Annotated in this window: 13 protein-coding genes; 6 read left to right on the top strand and 7 right to left on the bottom strand. The window is 67.5% G+C overall.

Going from position 1 to position 13,283, the window contains the following annotated elements; genetic code table 11:
- Nucleotides 1-56: 56 nt before the first annotated feature.
- From A6745_RS24990 to A6745_RS24980, 3 genes are all read right to left on the bottom strand, one after another.
- Complete coding sequence (locus tag A6745_RS24990; protein WP_407922754.1) at nt 57-860, bottom strand: sulfite exporter TauE/SafE family protein; 804 nt, start codon at nt 858-860, stop codon at nt 57-59.
- 121 nt (nt 861-981) lie between these two features.
- Entirely contained in the window at nt 982-2,097 is a 1,116-nt protein-coding gene (gene mnmA, locus A6745_RS24985; RefSeq protein ID WP_066133506.1) for a tRNA 2-thiouridine(34) synthase MnmA, read from the bottom strand.
- A 34-nt stretch (nt 2,098-2,131) separates the two neighbouring features.
- A complete protein-coding gene (locus A6745_RS24980) occupies nt 2,132-3,106 on the bottom strand; it encodes a LysR substrate-binding domain-containing protein (RefSeq protein WP_066133505.1) in 975 nt (324 codons plus the stop codon).
- A gap of 209 nt (nt 3,107-3,315) precedes the next feature.
- Here A6745_RS24980 and A6745_RS24975 point away from each other — a divergent pair, with 209 nt between their 5' ends.
- Both A6745_RS24975 and A6745_RS24970 read left to right on the top strand, forming a co-directional pair.
- A complete protein-coding gene (locus tag A6745_RS24975) occupies nt 3,316-4,299 on the top strand; it encodes a Bug family tripartite tricarboxylate transporter substrate binding protein (RefSeq protein ID WP_066133502.1) in 984 nt (327 codons plus the stop codon).
- 88 nt (nt 4,300-4,387) lie between these two features.
- Nucleotides 4,388-5,263, top strand: a complete 876-nt coding sequence (locus A6745_RS24970; RefSeq protein ID WP_066133499.1) for an N-formylglutamate amidohydrolase — start codon at nt 4,388-4,390, stop codon at nt 5,261-5,263.
- Between the two features lie 22 nt (nt 5,264-5,285).
- Here the strand turns inward: A6745_RS24970 and A6745_RS24965 are convergent, their stop codons facing one another.
- On the bottom strand, nt 5,286-6,275 hold the full coding sequence (locus A6745_RS24965; protein ID WP_066133496.1) for a Bug family tripartite tricarboxylate transporter substrate binding protein: 990 nt from the start codon (nt 6,273-6,275) through the stop codon (nt 5,286-5,288).
- 40 nt (nt 6,276-6,315) lie between these two features.
- Nucleotides 6,316-7,383, bottom strand: coding sequence for a 4-oxalomesaconate tautomerase (locus tag A6745_RS24960; RefSeq protein ID WP_066134799.1), 1,068 nt, complete (start codon nt 7,381-7,383; stop codon nt 6,316-6,318).
- Nucleotides 7,384-7,558: 175 nt separating this feature from the next.
- Between A6745_RS24960 and A6745_RS24955 the strand changes: the two genes are divergently transcribed.
- From A6745_RS24955 to A6745_RS24940, 4 genes are all read left to right on the top strand, one after another.
- On the top strand, nt 7,559-8,470 hold the full coding sequence (locus tag A6745_RS24955) for a LysR family transcriptional regulator (protein WP_066133495.1): 912 nt from the start codon (nt 7,559-7,561) through the stop codon (nt 8,468-8,470).
- A gap of 151 nt (nt 8,471-8,621) precedes the next feature.
- Entirely contained in the window at nt 8,622-9,740 is a 1,119-nt protein-coding gene (locus A6745_RS24950; RefSeq protein WP_066133492.1) for a Re/Si-specific NAD(P)(+) transhydrogenase subunit alpha, read from the top strand.
- Between the two features lie 40 nt (nt 9,741-9,780).
- Nucleotides 9,781-10,104: an NAD(P) transhydrogenase subunit alpha gene (locus A6745_RS24945; protein ID WP_066133489.1), complete on the top strand. Its 324-nt coding sequence runs from the start codon at nt 9,781-9,783 to the stop codon at nt 10,102-10,104.
- Nucleotides 10,101-11,543: an NAD(P)(+) transhydrogenase (Re/Si-specific) subunit beta gene (locus tag A6745_RS24940; RefSeq protein WP_066133487.1), complete on the top strand. Its 1,443-nt coding sequence runs from the start codon at nt 10,101-10,103 to the stop codon at nt 11,541-11,543. The genes A6745_RS24945 and A6745_RS24940 overlap by 4 nt, the downstream gene beginning before the upstream one ends.
- A 156-nt stretch (nt 11,544-11,699) precedes the next feature.
- Here A6745_RS24940 and A6745_RS24935 read toward each other — a convergent pair whose 3' ends face one another.
- Together A6745_RS24935 and glcF are read right to left on the bottom strand one after the other, a co-directional pair.
- Nucleotides 11,700-11,909, bottom strand: coding sequence for a hypothetical protein (locus A6745_RS24935; RefSeq protein ID WP_066133482.1), 210 nt, complete (start codon nt 11,907-11,909; stop codon nt 11,700-11,702).
- A 149-nt stretch (nt 11,910-12,058) separates the two neighbouring features.
- Complete coding sequence (gene glcF / locus A6745_RS24930; RefSeq protein WP_066133479.1) at nt 12,059-13,282, bottom strand: glycolate oxidase subunit GlcF; 1,224 nt, start codon at nt 13,280-13,282, stop codon at nt 12,059-12,061.
- Nucleotide 13,283 lies beyond the last annotated feature (1 nt).

Here is a 13,283-nt window from a genome sequence, read left to right as displayed (position 1 = left end):
GTGGCATGAGACCCCGAGCGCCCTCGTGATGAGGGCTCGGCGGACGCCGTCCCGGCTCAGGCAAACGCCTGCCAGGCCTTCACCAGCATGTACGCCGACAGGGCGAACAGCAGGCAGGCGAACACCCGCTTGAGCGTGGCCACCGGCAGCTTGTGCGCCATGCGCGCCCCCGCGGGCGCCGTCAGCACGCTGGCGCAGACCAGCGCCAGCAGCGCGGGCCAATAGATGAAGCCCAGCATGCCGGGTTGCATGCTTTCTTCCCGGATGCCCGACAGCACGTAGCCCACGCTGTTGGCCAAGGCGATCGGAAAGCCCAGGGCGGCGGAGGTCGACACGGCGCTGTGCAGCGCCACGTTGCACCACACCATGAACGGCACCGACAGGAAGCCGCCGCCCGCGCCCACCAGGCCCGAGATGAAGCCGATGCCCACGCCGGCCGCGCTGGTGCCGGCGAAACCCGGCATCTGGCGGCTGGGCTTGGGCTTGGTGTTGCGCAGCATGTTGAAGGCCGAATAGCCCACGAACAACGAGAAGAACAGCGACAGCCAGGCCGTGTTCAAGGCGGCGAACGCCGCGCCGCCCGACAGCAGGCCGCCGACGATGATGCCCGGCGCCATCGCGAACACGATGCGCCACTGGATGGTGCCCTTCTTCTGGTGCGCGCGGATGCTGGACAGCGAGGTGAACAGGATCGAGGTCATCGACGTGGCGATGGCCGCGTGCACGACCAGATCCCGGGGCATGCCCTGCAGGGTGAAGATCATGGTGAGGAACGGCACCAGCAGCATGCCGCCGCCGATGCCCAGCAAACCCGCGGCGAAGCCGGCCACTGCGCCCAATGCCAGCAGGCACAGCACGATCGAGATATCCACGCGAAGCTCCCCTTCCCTTTATATGAGCGGCAGGCCGCTACCTGGCGCCGCGCGCGCCTGTGCTGATGATGGCCGTGGGAAATGCGTGCGCATCCCCACCGCCGCGCGATCACGCGATGATACCGCCCCCCAGGCACACATCGCCGTCATACAGCACGGCCGACTGGCCGGGCGTGACGGCCCATTGGTCCTGCGTGAAGGCCAGCCGGAAGGCGGCCTCGCCGGCGTCCGTCAGCACGCAGGCGGCGTCGGCCTGCCGGTAGCGGGTCTTCGCGCCGTACGTGGCGGCGGCGGGCGCATGACCGGCGATCCAGCTGGCGTCCTGCGCCTTCAACTCATTGGACAGCAGCCACGGGTGATCGTGGCCCTGCACGACGTACAGCACGTTCTTTTCCAGGTCCTTGCGCGCCGCGTACCAGGCGTCGGCGGTGCCGTCGTCGTTCTGGCGTCCCTTCACGCCCCCCACGCCCAGGCCCTTGCGCTGGCCCATCGTGTAGAAGGACAGGCCATGGTGCGTGCCGACCTTCTGCCCCTCGGGCGTCAGGATGGGGCCCGGCGCGGTGGGCAGATAGCGGTTGAGGAATTCGCGGAACGGGCGCTCGCCGATGAAGCAGATGCCGGTGGAGTCCTTCTTGGCCGCGTTGTGCAGGCCGATCTCGTGCGCGATGCGGCGCACTTCGGTCTTGTGCAGTTCGCCCAGCGGGAACAGCGTGCGCGCCAGCTGCGCCTGGTTCAGGCGGTGCAGGAAGTAGCTCTGGTCCTTGCTGGCGTCGACGGCCTTCAGCAGTTGGTGTTCGGAGCCGTTCGGGCCGTCGACCGTGCGCCGGCGCGCGTAGTGGCCCGTGGCGATGTGCTCGGCGCCCAGCGCCATGGCGTGGTCGAGGAAGGCCTTGAACTTGATCTCGGCATTGCACAGCACGTCGGGATTCGGCGTGCGGCCGGCGGCATATTCGCGCAGGAAGTCGGCGAAGACGCGGTCTTTGTATTCGGAGGCGAAGTTGACGAACTCGAACTCCACGCCGATGAGGTCGGCCACGCTGGCGGCGTCCAGCAGGTCTTGCCGCGTGGAGCAGTATTCGGAATCGTCGTCGTCTTCCCAGTTCTTCATGAACAGGCCGACGACCTCATAGCCTTGTTGCTTGAGCAGCCAGGCGGTGACGGAGGAATCGACGCCGCCGGACATGCCGACGACGACGCGGCCAGGCTTGGTGGGGGATACGGACATGATGGCGATATTTTATCTGCAGGGCATGGCGGCGTCAGGTGGCGGCGCCCGGCCGGAGCACGAGGGCGCCGGCGGGCGCCGGCGTGGCGGGCTCGGCGTGGCTTTCCGCATCGAGCCGCGGCTCGGCCGCCAGCGACACCTCCATCAGCCAGGCCCGGAACGCCTGCAGCATGGGCAGGCCGGCCTTCTGCTCGGGGTAGCACAGGTAATAGCCTTGCCGCGCGCGGATCGGCAGTTGCACCGGCACGACCAGCGTGCCGTCCACCAGTTCGTCGCCGATCAGGCAACGCGGGACCAGCGCAATGCCGAAGCCCGCGGCGGCGGCCTGCGACAGCAGCGCGTACTGGTCGAAGCGCGCGCCTTCGCGGGCGCGGCGCGTGTCGCAGCCGGCCTGCTCCAGCCAGTCCAGCCAGCCTTCCAGCGCGGAAGTATGGTGCAACAGCGGATAATCCAGCAGTTCGGCCGCCTGGGCGCCTTCGTGCGGAATCAGGCGGGGGCTGCATACCGGCACCACGTCGCGGCCCACGATGTAGTCCGCCCCGCTGCCGGGCCAGATGCCCTCGCCGAAGCGCACCGCGGCGTCCAGTTCCGGGGTGGAGAAATCGTAGCCCTGGCGATGCGGCAGGAATTCGACATGGATGTCGGGCCGCAGGCGCATGAAGGCCGCCAGCCGGGGAATCAGCCAGCGGGCGCCGAAGGTGGGCATGCAGGTCAGGTGCAGCGTGCCGCCGCGCCCCTGGTGCGCCATCAGTTCCACGGTGGCCGCCTCGATCTGTCCCAGGCCGGCCTGGATCTTCTTCAGATAGGCCTGTCCGGCCTCTGTCAGCACCAGGCCTTGCCGGATCCGCAGGAATAGCTGGACGCCGACGAAATCCTCCAGATGCTTGACCTGCTTGCTGACCGCGCCCTGCGTGACGCACAGCTCCTGCGCCGCGCGCGTGAAGCTGCTGTGGCGGGCGGCGACCTCGAAGGCCTGTAAATCAGTAAGGGACGGACAGAATCGACGCATGGGGGCGCCCGGCGCCCGGTGCGCGCGGGAGGAATGGGAAACGGAGGTGTCGCCCGGCGATGCCGGGCGCGATGCCGGCCAGCCATGACTAAACGGAATAGATTACGGAGAATCTTTCGTTTGCGCAAATCGTGCGCGTCCCGCCAGAATCGAGGGTCGTGCCGATCTTTGCGGCCTTCTTAGAACAGCTATCCCCCAAGGAAAGAAATATGCAACGCCGTTCCGCCCTGCTGGGCCTGTCGCTGGCCGCCCTGGCCACCCTGCCGCTGTTTTCCGGTGTGGCCCATGCCCAGGACTACCCCAACAAGCCCATCCGCCTGATCGTTCCCTTTCCTCCCGGCGGCACCACCGACATCGTCGGCCGCCTGTTCGCCGACAAGCTGACGCGCGCCCTGGGCCAGACCGTGGTCGCCGAGAACCGCGGCGGCGCCGGCGGCTCGATCGGCAGCGCCTTCGTGGCCAACAGCGCCCCCGATGGCTACACGCTGGGCATCGCCACCGTCAGCACGCACGGCATCAACCCGGCCATCTACCCCAACCTGCCCTTCGACGTCACCAAGGACTTCACGCCGATCTCGAACCTGGCGTCGGTGCCGAACATCATGTCGATCAACCCGAAGGTGCCGGCCAAGAACATGGCCGAGTTCATCAAGCTGGCCAAGAGCGAGCCGGGCAAGCTGACCTACGCCTCGGCCGGCAATGGCTCGGTCTCGCACATGATGGGCGAGATGTTCAAGATGGCCTCGGGCACCAACCTGATGCACGTGCCCTACCGTGGCGTCGGCCCCGCGCTGAACGACACGCTGGCCGGCCAGGTCGACATCCTGTTCGACAACCTGCCGTCCACCCTGCCGCACGTGCAGGCCGGCAAGCTGGTGGCCATGGCCGTGGCCGCGCCCAAGCGCGTCGCCGCCCTGCCCGACGTGCCGACCTTCGCCGAAGTGGGCCTGGGCCCGGTGAACGATTCGTCGTGGTTCGGCCTGGTGGGTCCGGCCAAGCTGCCGCAGCCCATCATCGACAAGCTGTACAAGGCCGTGGTCGAAGTCAGCGCCGATCCCGAGGTCAAGAACAAGCTGCAAGGCCTGGGCGCCGAGACGGTGGCCAACACGCCGGCCGAGTACGCCAAGCAGATCAGCGATGAAGTCGCCAAGAACAAGCGCATCGCCAAGGAAGCCAACGTCAAGATCGACTGAGGCCCGCAGCACCTTCAGGACTCGAGCCCCGCGCCCGTGCGCGGGGCCGCGATCCCAAACGGCAGTACCCAAAGCAGCACCCCAAGCCATGCTTATCCAGCAACCTCTTTCCTACCGCTTCGAACTGCCGGCCGATTATCCGGCCGCCGCCCTTTCCGCGCCGCTGGTGCTCGACTCGCCGCACAGCGGCACGACCTACCCGCCCGATTTCAAGTCGGTCATCGAGGCCGGCGTGCTGCGCACCGCCGAAGACACCTGGGTCGACGACCTCTGGAGCGACGCCATCGAGCTGGGCGTGCCCCTGCTGGGCGCCACGTTCCCGCGCGCCTACATCGACGCCAACCGCAGCGAGCAGGACATCGACCCCGACATGCTGGACGCCCCGTGGCCCGGCCCGGTGTCGGCCTCGCCGAAGATCAAGCTGGGCAAGGGCCTGATCTGGCGCATGATGGACGACGGCACGCCGCTGTACGACCGCAAGCTCAGCGTGGACGAGGTGCGCCATCGCCTGGAAACCTGCTGGCGCCCGTATCACCAGGCGCTGGGCCGCGTGCTCGACCAGGCGCATGCGCGCTTCGGCCGGGTCTGGCACATCAACTGCCACTCCATGCCCAGCGTGGCCGGCGCGTTCGCCACCGACAAGCCCGGCCTGGTCCATCCCGACTTCGTGCTGGGCGACCGTGACGGCGCCACCAGCGATCCGGCCTTCGCCCGGTTCGTGGCCGACTTCCTGCGTCCGCGCGGCTATGACGTCGCCATCAACGATCCGTACAAGGGCGTCGAGCTGGTACGCGAATTCGGCCGCCCCACCGAGGGCCGCCACAGCCTGCAGATCGAGATCAACCGCAAGCTGTACATGGACGAAGTTTCCCTGCGTCCGACCGCCAACTACGGCAAGCTGAAGAACGACCTGCGCGAACTGACCATCGCGCTGGTCGAATGGACGCGCGCGCAGGTCGCCTGACGCGCGCCAGGGCGGGGCGAGGCTACTCGGCGTGCAGGTGTGCCTTCGCCACGACTTCTTTCCACTTCGCCAACTCCGACCGGACCCGCTGATCCAGCTGCGCCGGCGTGCCGGCCTGGACCGTCGCCCCCTCCCTCTCGATGTGCCTGACAACGCCGGGGTCGGCCAGCGCGGCGTTCAGCGCCTGGTTCAGCTTGCCGATGATCGGCGCTGGCGTCCCCGGCGGGGCGAACAGCGCGTACCACTGCGTCACGTCGACCCCCTTCACGCCCAGCTCATCCAGCGTGGGCACGTCGGGCAGCACCGGCGATCGATGCGAACCGGCGATGGCCATCGCCCGCAGCTTGCCGGACTGCACATGGGCATACGCCCCGATCAGGCTGGGAAACATGACCTGGGTCTGTCCTGAAATGGTGCCCAGCATGGCCGGAGCCGAACCCTTGTACGGAATGTGCGCCAGTTGCGCGCCCGTGGCGATCTTGAACATCTCGGCCGCAAAATGCGGCGCGGTGCCGTTGCCTGCCGAGGCGTAATTGAACTTGTCGGGGTGCGCCCTGGTATCCGCCACGAACGCGGCCACCGTCGCGTCGGACACCGCCGGGCTGATGACCATCAGGGTGGGAGACTCGCACACCATGCCGATCGGCGTGAATCCGCCCACGGGATCGTATCGGACGGTCTGCAGGGCGGGATTCATGCCATGCGTGCCGATGTAGCCGAACAGAATCGCATAGCCGTCGGCCGGCGCGCGCGTGATGTATTCCGAGGCGATGGCGCCGTTGGCGCCGGCGCGGTTTTCCACCACCACGGGCTGTCCCAGCACGACCGACATTTTCTGGGCGACGACGCGGGCGATGGCGTCATTGCCGCCGCCCGGTGACGTCGGCACCACCATCGTGATGGGCCGTTCCGGATAGTTTCCGGCGCTGGCGGACAGCGGAATGAGGGCCGCTGCCGTTGCCAGCAGCCAGAGATGGCGAATGCGTTCGGACGTGCCTTTCCAGGGCTTCATGGTTGTCTCCTGATGTTTTCTTGGATTCAAAGAGCGGGCGTCAATCCGGCAGGAACAAGGTGCCTTCGAGGATCTTGCGGGCAGTGCGCACCAGCGAGGCGCTCTGCAGATTCAATTGGCCGTGCTGCTGTGTCGCTTCGACCTGGACATCGATCTTGCCGGCGGGATGCAGGACGGCGACGTGATGCGTGCCTGGGCAGGATGGCGCGGCAGAGATGACGGTCCCCGGCAGCACGCTCATCGCGGCCACGCCGATGGCGCCCGTGGCCGCATGCGACCGATGGCAGCGGTGTGGCGTGAAGTATCGCGACAGCACGGTCCCGGCCCGTGGGCCCGGCGCCACCAGAACGGGCTTGGGCAGCACCCCCTGCGAGACATCGCCCAGCCCCATCCGGCGTCCGGCCTCCAGCCGGATACGTTCCAGGCGGGTGGACAACTCCGTGTCGCCGTCCAACGCCTCGGGCCGCTCGGCGGCCGTCAGCCCCAGACAGGCGCTGCGGATGAGCACCATGACCTGCGCCGCGTCCACGCAGCTCACGTCGACGCCGTCGATGATCTCGCTGCGCTGGCCGGTGGGGAAGACGCGTCCCGTGACGCTGCCCCAGACATCCAGGAAACTGAGCAGGATCGGCGCGGCCGTGCCGGGCACGCCGTCTATCGATACGTCGCCGTCGTAGCGCACGCATCCGGACGGGGTATCGATGATGGCGTCGATGCGCGAGCGCGTATTGATGTTGAAGATGCGCACCCGTGTCGTGCCGTCACGCCGCGCCCGTACCAGGCCCCGCTCGATGGCGAACGGACCGACGGCGGCCAGCATGTTTCCGCAATTGGGCGACACGTCGACCTTGGCACGCTCGACACTGACCTGCGCGAAGAGGTAGTCGACATCGCAATCCGGCAAGTGGGAGCGCGACACGATGGCGACCTTGCTCGTAAGCGAATTGCCTCCCCCCAGTCCATCGATCTGAAGTTCGTGCGGGGAGCCCATGGCAGCCAGCAGCGCGCGGTCCCGTTCGGCGGGATCGGACGGCAGCCAATCGCTGAGGAAGAACGGCCCCCGGGAGGTGCCGCCGCGCATGAGGACGCAAGGGATATTTTTCGACATGGCCGCCATGGTGACGCCACCACGTTCCTGCTGTAAATTGCAATTTTTCTTCGTATTGATGCACCCTGTGCATTTATATGAATTCAGCAAGCAGAAAGAAATACATCCGGCTCATGCAACTTGACGATGCACTGATGCATGGCAAGCAATTATCAAAAGTGGCGTCCCCCGCACGATGAACAGAAACTTCGATCTTGGCGACATGCAGGCATTCGCCGCCGTGGTGCAACTGGGCAGCTTCCGCGCCGCCGCCACGTCGTTGCACCTCTCGCAGCCGGCGCTGAGCCGGCGCATCGAGAAACTCGAGGATGCCTTGGGCGTACGGCTGCTCGACCGCACCACCCGCAAAGTGACGCCGACCACCGTGGGCCGCGACTTCGCGGGCAAGACCCAGGACTGGCTGGAAAGCCTGGACGCGATGCTGCTGGGGCTGGGAGATGTGACGGCGCGGCGCATCGGCGAAGTGTCCGTGGCCTGCGTACCCTCCGCGGCCTATTACTTCCTGCCCCAGGTCGTGCGGCAGTACCACGAACTCTCCCCCAACATCCGTGTGAAGGTGCAAGACTCCAGCGCCAACGAGGTCCTGCTGGCCGTGGCCAGCGGCGAGGCCGAGTTCGGCCTGAACTTCATCGGCAGCCAGGAAGCGGAGATCGAGTTCAAGCCCGTCCTCACCGAACGCTTCGTGGCCGCCTGCCGCCGCGACCACCCGCTTGCCAGGCGCAGGCGCGTGACCTGGGCGGATCTGGGCGAGCACGAATTCATGTCGGTGGGCAAGAGTTCGGGCAACCGGCTGCTGATGGATCTGGCCTTGGCCAACGTGCCGAACCGGCCGCAATGCCTGTTCGAGTCCAAGCACGTGACGACGCTGCTGGGCATGGTGGAGGCCGGACTGGGCGTGGCGGCCGTGCCGCAACTGGCGATGCCCAGCCACGACCACGCCACCCTGGTCAGCATCCCGCTTCACGAGCCGGTCGTGACACGCCAGATCGGCCTGATCAAGAAGCGCGGCCGATCCCTCTCGCCCGCCGCCCAGAAACTCTATGACCTGCTTGCCCAGTCGCGCAAACCGCGGGCCCGCAAACGCTGACCGCCGGCGCTGGCGCTTCCTGGCGCTTCCTGGCGCTTCCTGGCGCTTCCTGGCGCTTCCTGGCGCGGCATGACGCGGCATGACGCGGCATCGCTGCGCGGTCAGGGGTTCGTGTATAACTACACCCACCCTTCGAAGGAGGAGGAGCGTGATGCAGATCGGGATACCAAAAGAAACCCGGGACGGGGAAACCCGTATCGCAGCAACGCCGGAGACAGTCAAACGATACGTCGCGGCCGGGCACCGTGTCTGCTTCGAGCGCGGCGCGGGCATGGCCGCGCGGTTTCCGGATCAGTCCTATGAAGAAGCGGGCGCGCAGCTCTGCGATGCCGCACAGGCGCTGGGCAGCGAAGTCGTACTGAAAGTGCGCGCGCCCTCGCCGGACGAGCTGGCGCACATGAAGGCCGGCAGCGTCGTGGCGGGCATGCTGGATCCTTACGACATCGACGGCATGAGGGCGATGGCCCAGGCGGGCCTGACCGCCTTCGCGCTGGAACTGGCGCCGCGTATTACACGCGCCCAAAGCCTGGACGTGCTGTCGTCGCAGGCAAACCTGGCGGGCTACAAGGCGGTGCTGCTGGCTGCCCACTACTACGGCCGCCTCTTCCCCATGATGATGACGGCCGCCGGCACGGTGAAGGCGGCGCGCGTCGTGGTGCTGGGAGCGGGCGTGGCGGGATTGCAGGCCATCGCCACCGCGCGCCGATTGGGCGCGGTGGTGGAAGCGTCGGACGTGCGGCCCGCCGCGCGCGAACAGATCGAGTCGCTGGGCGGCAAGTTCATCGACGTGCCCTACGAAACCGACGAGGAACGCGAGATCGCGCAAGGCACGGGCGGCTACGCGCGCGCCATGCCGCCCGCGTGGATGGCGCGGCAGGCCGTGCTGGTGGCCGAGCGCTGCAGGCAGGCGGACATCGTCATCACCACGGCGCTGATACCGGGGCGTCCCGCGCCCATGCTGCTGTCGGCAGAGACGGTACAGCAAATGAAGCCGGGCTCGGTCGTGGTGGACCTGGCGGTGGAGCGCGGCGGCAACTGCCCGCTCAGCGAAAAAGGGCTGGTCGTGCACAAACACGACGTGACGCTGGTCGGGCTGACCAATCTGCCCGGCATGGTGGCCACCGATGCATCCGCGCTGTATGCGCGCAATCTGCAGGACTTCCTGAAGCTGATCGTGGACGCGGAAGGCAAGCTGGCGATCAACCGCGACGACGAGATCGTGGCCGCCTGCCTGCTGTGCGAGAACGGCGACCTGGCGAGGAAGATCTAGATGACGACCCCCACGTTCATTGCCTACGGTTGGAACTGATATGGAAGGCATCGACCACACCCTGATCAACCTGATCATCTTCGTACTGGCCATCTACGTGGGCTACCACGTCGTCTGGAACGTGACGCCGGCGCTGCACACGCCGCTGATGGCCGTCACCAACGCCATCTCGGCCATCATCATCGTGGGCGCCATGCTGGCCGCGGCGCTGACCGAAGGCGGGCTGGCGCGCACCATGGGCGTGGCGGCCGTGGCGCTGGCGGCCGTCAACGTGTTCGGCGGCTTCCTGGTCACGCGGCGCATGCTGGAGATGTTCAGGAAGAAGGACCGCAAGGCCGCCCGCGCCGGGGAGAAGCATCCATGACGATCTCGATGAACCTGGTGACGCTGCTGTACCTGGTGGCGTCGGTGTGCTTCATCCAGGCGCTCAAGGGCCTGTCGCATCCCACCACGTCCCGGCTGGGCAACGCGTTCGGCATGGCCGGCATGGCGATCGCCGTGCTGACCACCGCGGCATTGATCATCGGCCTGGCGCGCGAGGGCCAGGCGGGCATCGGCCTGGGCTGGGTGCTGCTGGGCCTGCTGGCGGGCGGCAGCGTGGGCACCTTGATGGCCCGGCGTGTCGAGATGACCAAGATGCCCGAGCTGGTCGCCTTCATGCACAGCATGATCGGGCTGGCGGCGGTGGCCATTGCCGTGGCCGTGGTGGCCGAACCGCATGCATTCGGCATCGCGGCGGCGGGCATGCCGATTCCGGTGGGCAACCGGCTGGAACTGTTCATCGGCACCTTCGTGGGCGCCATCACGTTCTCGGGCTCGGTCATCGCTTTCGGCAAGCTGTCGGGCAAATACAAGTTCCGCCTGTTCCAGGGCGCGCCGGTGGTGTTCGGCGGGCAGCACATGCTGAACCTGCTGCTGGCCCTGGCGATGCTGGGCTGCGGTTTCTGGTTCATGGCCACGCAGGCCTGGCTGCCCTTCGTGCTGATGACGGCGATCGCCTTCGTGCTGGGCGTGCTCATCATCATCCCGATCGGCGGCGCGGACATGCCGGTGGTGGTGTCCATGCTCAACAGCTATTCGGGCTGGGCGGCGGCGGGCATCGGGTTCTCGCTGAACAACCCCATGCTGATCATCGCGGGCTCGCTGGTGGGCTCGTCGGGCGCGATCCTGTCGTACATCATGTGCAAGGCGATGAACCGCTCGTTCTTCAACGTGATCCTGGGCGGCTTCGGCGGCCAGGCGGGAGCAGGCGCCACGGCGGGCGACGGGCAGCAGCGCAGCGTGAAATCGGGCAGTCCCGAGGACGCGGCCTTCCTGATGGCCAACGCCGAGACCGTGGTGATCGTGCCCGGCTATGGCCTGGCCGTGGCGCGCGCGCAGCATGCGCTGAAGGAGCTGGCGGCCAAGCTGGGCGAGAAAGGCATCGCGGTGAAGTATGCGATCCATCCCGTCGCCGGCCGCATGCCGGGCCACATGAACGTGCTGCTGGCCGAGGCCGAGGTGCCCTACGACCAGGTGTTCGAGATGGACGAGATCAACGGCGAATTCGGCCAGACCGACGTGGTGCTGGTGCTGGGCGCCAACGACGTGGTGAATCCGGCCGCGAAGAACGACCCGCAATCGCCGATTGCGGGCATGCCTATTCTGGAAGCCTACAAGGCGCGCACGGTGATCGTGAACAAGCGCTCGATGGCGGCGGGCTATGCGGGGTTGGACAACGAACTGTTCTACCTGGACAAGACCATGATGGTATTCGGCGATGCGAAGAAGGTGCTGGAGGAGATGGTGAAGGCGGTGGAGTGAACGCATGGGCTGCGGTGTGCCATGGCGGGGCGTGCCAGGGCCATTCATGGCGGACATCGACAGGACTCGTGCGCACGCCGTTGGTTCGCCCCGCCGGGGCCGGCCACCCGCACCTAGGCCTTGCGATTGCGAGGCCTCTTTCGGCGTGGACCATCCCTAAGTCCTCATGGCATACGTGGGGGCGGCCGCGCCGAACCCCGGTCTGGCCCGCGTGGAACCGCCCTCTCCCACCACCAATACAAGCCGCGCACGCCGCAGTTCGCCTTGCACGCTACGTACGGTGATGCCATAGCGCAAAGCCACCTCCTGTGCCGACAGGTCTTCCATCTGTGCCGCCAGCAGGATGCCCAGGCGCCGCCGGGGCATCGAGCCAGGAACTGGGCGCCGAGGGCGCGCCGGGGACGAATCATCGGAGAGAACCAGGACAGGCCGCGAGACGCGCGGCGGCGGACAGCAATGCGGCCGGATCGTAGCCCCGGCACATGACCAAAACGTTACTCCGTTGTGAACACGCCTCAGCGCGCCAACGCCATGTCCACCGCCTCGATCCAGTGCCGCACCGGCGTATCGGTCCCCCCTTGCAGATGCCCGATGCACCCCATGTTGGACGACACGATCATCTCGGGCCTGGCCTGCGCGATGTTGCCCAGCTTGCGATCCCGCAGCGTCTGCGAAATCCCGGGGTTCAGCACCGAATACGCGCCCGCCGACCCGCAGCACAGGTGAGCCTCGCCAAACGGCTGCAGGTCGAACCCGAGGGCCGCCAGCATCTGCTCCGACAGCGGACGCAACCCCTGCCAATGCTGCAGCGTGCACGGCGGATGGAACGCCACGCGCGGGCCGGGTTTCAAGCGCGCCTTCAGTTCCGCGGCATGCGGCGCGACGATCTCTGCCACGTCCTTCACCAGCGCCACGATGCGCGCGGCGCGCTCGGCGTAACGCGGATCGCGCCGCAGATGATGCGCATAGTCCTTCACCATGGCGCCGCAGCCCGAGGCATTCATCACGATGGCCTCGACGCCGCCCTGCTCCACCAGCGGCCACCACGCGTCGATGTTGGCGCGCATCTGCGCCAGGCCGTCTTCCTGCGCGTCCAGGTGGAAGTGGATGGCGCCGCAGCACCCCGCGCCCGGCGCCACGCGCGCGCCGATGCCGATGGCATCCAGCACGCGGACCGTGGCCGCGTCGATGGTGGGCATCATGGCGGGCTGCACGCAGCCGGCCAGCAGCAGCACCTGCCGCACATGTCCCGCCCCATCGGGCACGCGGCCCGCCGCGCGGCGCGCGGGCACCTTCAGGCGCAGCGCCGCCGGCAGCATGGGCCGCAGCGCCTGCCCCAGCCGCATGGCGGGCGCGAACAGCGGCGAATTCATCGCCTTGCGCAGCAGCAGGCGGCGCATGCGGTCGGACCAGCGGCGCGTCACGCGCTCGTCCACGATCTGGCGGCCGATGTCCACCAGATGCCCGTACTCGACCCCTGACGGACAGGTCGTCTCGCAATTGCGGCACGTCAGGCAACGGTCCAGGTGCTGCTGCGTGGCCTGCGTGGGCTCGACGCCTTCCAGCACCTGCTTGATCAGGTAGATGCGGCCGCGCGGCCCGTCCAGCTCGTCGCCCAGCACCTGATAGGTCGGACACGTGGCCGTGCAGAAGCCGCAATGCACGCAGCGCCGCAGGATGGCGTCCGCATCGTCACCCAGGGGCGTCTCGCGTGCCCAGCTTGCCAGGTTGGTTTGCATA

The organism is Bordetella ansorpii (genome assembly GCF_900078705.1).
GTDB lineage: Bacteria > Pseudomonadota > Gammaproteobacteria > Burkholderiales > Burkholderiaceae_B > Bordetella > Bordetella ansorpii_A.
This window is presented reverse-complemented; position numbering and strand designations above follow the sequence as displayed.

What these genes read in the sequence shown, in the direction of transcription:
- mnmA (WP_066133506.1), bottom strand. Translation starts at nt 2,097, where the DNA reads ATGTCCGTATCCCCCACCAAGCCTGGCCGCGTCGTCGTCGGCATGTCC.
- A6745_RS24980 (WP_066133505.1), bottom strand. Translation starts at nt 3,106, where the DNA reads ATGCGTCGATTCTGTCCGTCCCTTACTGATTTACAGGCCTTCGAGGTC.
- A6745_RS24975 (WP_066133502.1), top strand. Translation starts at nt 3,316, where the DNA reads ATGCAACGCCGTTCCGCCCTGCTGGGCCTGTCGCTGGCCGCCCTGGCC.
- A6745_RS24970 (WP_066133499.1), top strand. Translation starts at nt 4,388, where the DNA reads ATGCTTATCCAGCAACCTCTTTCCTACCGCTTCGAACTGCCGGCCGAT.
- A6745_RS24965 (WP_066133496.1), bottom strand. Translation starts at nt 6,275, where the DNA reads ATGAAGCCCTGGAAAGGCACGTCCGAACGCATTCGCCATCTCTGGCTG.
- A6745_RS24960 (WP_066134799.1), bottom strand. Translation starts at nt 7,383, where the DNA reads ATGTCGAAAAATATCCCTTGCGTCCTCATGCGCGGCGGCACCTCCCGG.
- A6745_RS24955 (WP_066133495.1), top strand. Translation starts at nt 7,559, where the DNA reads ATGAACAGAAACTTCGATCTTGGCGACATGCAGGCATTCGCCGCCGTG.
- A6745_RS24950 (WP_066133492.1), top strand. Translation starts at nt 8,622, where the DNA reads ATGCAGATCGGGATACCAAAAGAAACCCGGGACGGGGAAACCCGTATC.
- A6745_RS24945 (WP_066133489.1), top strand. Translation starts at nt 9,781, where the DNA reads ATGGAAGGCATCGACCACACCCTGATCAACCTGATCATCTTCGTACTG.
- A6745_RS24940 (WP_066133487.1), top strand. Translation starts at nt 10,101, where the DNA reads ATGACGATCTCGATGAACCTGGTGACGCTGCTGTACCTGGTGGCGTCG.
- A6745_RS24935 (WP_066133482.1), bottom strand. Translation starts at nt 11,909, where the DNA reads ATGCCCCGGCGGCGCCTGGGCATCCTGCTGGCGGCACAGATGGAAGAC.
- glcF (WP_066133479.1), bottom strand. Translation starts at nt 13,282, where the DNA reads ATGCAAACCAACCTGGCAAGCTGGGCACGCGAGACGCCCCTGGGTGAC.